This is a genomic window from Ferruginibacter sp., from assembly GCF_031391665.1.
Taxonomy (GTDB): Bacteria; Bacteroidota; Bacteroidia; order Chitinophagales; family Chitinophagaceae; genus Ferruginibacter.
The window spans coordinates 1-2,027 of record NZ_JANMUN010000015.1 but is presented as its reverse complement, the minus strand read 5'-3'; the positions used below and the strand labels follow the sequence as shown (position 1 = coordinate 2,027).

Genomic DNA, 2,027 nt, shown 5'->3' with positions numbered 1-2,027 from the left:
TGCAGGCAGAAAACTGGTTAGGCAGTTGCAGTACCCATTTAAAAGTTGGTGCAGGCGGTTATTTAGGAAGGGCTTTACAAAAAGATGATACCATAAATTTTAATAAAACTCATTTTTCCAGCAATGAAAATAAAATTTTATCATGGTGTATTTCTCAACATGAACTCGATAAAATTTATCTGCCACAAAATAATATTCGCTGCATAAAAAGTATAGAATGGAATTTAATGGACGAATTACCTAAACAAAATTTTATCAATCATGATTTTATTATTTCAAACCAAAGCGACAGAATGGGCTACCGCTTAAACGGTAAACCTCTTTTATTACAACAGCCAACAGCATTAATTTCTTCTGCTGTTGATGCAGGAACTATACAGCTATTACCTGATGGTAACTGCATTGTATTGATGGCAGATCATCAAACTACCGGTGGTTACCCACGTATTGCAAGTGTAATAAAAGCTGACATACCTAAACTGGCACAAATTAAACCGGGTCAGTCTTTTAATTTTACAATAGTTTCGTTACACGAAGCAGAAGATGCTTTGCTGGCAATGCACCAAACTTTGCAGGAAATAAAAAATGCCTGTCACCTCAACATAAAAAAATATTTATAACAGTGATAGATGTTAATTGCGATATGGGAGAAGGCATCGGCAACGAAAAAGAACTGATGCCTTTTATCAGTTCTGCAAATATTGCCTGCGGTTATCATGCCGGTGATGCAACAACTATAATGGAGGTTATCAATCTTTGTTTGCAATACAACGTTAATATTGGTGCTCATCCTTCTTTTTTAGACAGGGAAAGTTTTGGCAGAACTGCTATGCAATTATCTCCACAGGAAATTTATACTATTGTTACTGATCAATTAAAAATAATAAATACAATTGCAATAGAATGCGGAGCAAAATTGCATCATGTAAAACCGCATGGCGCTTTATACAATATAGCTGCAAAAGATATTATTACAGCTACGGCAATCGCAAAAGCTGTAAAAGATTTTGATGAAAGGCTTATTTATTTTGGGCTATCCGGTTCTGTTATGATTGCAGCCGCAGAAAAAATTGGATTGAAAACCGCTAATGAAGTTTTCGCAGACAGAACTTATCAGGCCGATGGCACACTTACACCACGTACGCAACCCAATGCATTAATAAAAAATAATGACATTATGATAAAACATATAATGCAAATGGTAAAGGAAAATAGAGTAACAGCAATAACAGGTGAAGAAATATTTTTACAAGCAGATACTATTTGTATTCACGGCGATGGAGAAAACGCTGTAGAATTTGCAAAAACCATTCACAAAAAAATAAATGAAGTATAAAAATTTTCTTTCCGGGCCTTTGATGGGTGCAGCTTTTCTTATGGCAACTTCGGCCATTGGGCCGGGCTTTATTACACAAACCACCAAATTTACTGCAGAGCTTAAAGCAAGTTTTGGTTTTGTAATTCTTGTTTCTGTATTAATGGATATTGGTGCACAATTAAATATCTGGCGCATCATCAGCGTAAGTAAAATGTATGCTCAGGATTTGGCCAATAAAGTTTTACCCGGCACAGGTTATGTTTTATCTGTGTTAATAATTATTGGCGGCATAGCATTTAATATTGGCAATATTGCCGGCGCCGGCCTTGGTTTAAAAGTATTAACGGGTTGCAGTGTGCAAACGGGTGCCATCATCAGTTGTATAATTGCTGTTGTTATTTTTATTTTTAAAGAAGCCGGAAAAGCAATTGATATTTTTGCAAAATTATTAGGCTTTGTAATGATAGTATTAACCCTGTATGTAGCTTTTCAATCCCATCCGCCAATGGCAGAAGCGATAATTAAAACTTTTATTCCTGATACTATAAATGAAACCATCATACTTACTATTGTTGGCGGCACCGTTGGAGGTTATATAAGTTTTGCAGGTGCACATCGTTTACTGCAGGCAGGGATACATGGGCAGGAAAATATCAAACAGGTTTCTAAAAGTGCCGTGTCTGCAATTTTAATTGCATCTTTAATGCGG

3 protein-coding genes are annotated in these 2,027 nt (G+C 35.9%); all 3 read left to right on the top strand.

Features of this window, described 5'->3' with window-relative positions:
• Nucleotides 1–620, top strand: a 620-nt coding sequence (locus ACY651_RS01210; RefSeq protein ID WP_462248877.1) for a 5-oxoprolinase subunit C family protein, incomplete at its 5' end; no start/stop codon positions are given.
• Nucleotides 621–622: 2 nt separating this feature from the next.
• Complete coding sequence (locus ACY651_RS01205; RefSeq protein WP_462248875.1) at nt 623–1,336, top strand: 5-oxoprolinase subunit PxpA; 714 nt, start codon at nt 623–625, stop codon at nt 1,334–1,336.
• The coding region (locus ACY651_RS01200) for an NRAMP family divalent metal transporter (RefSeq protein WP_462248873.1) at nt 1,326–2,027 on the top strand (702 nt) is incomplete at its 3' end. The genes ACY651_RS01205 and ACY651_RS01200, both read left to right, overlap by 11 nt.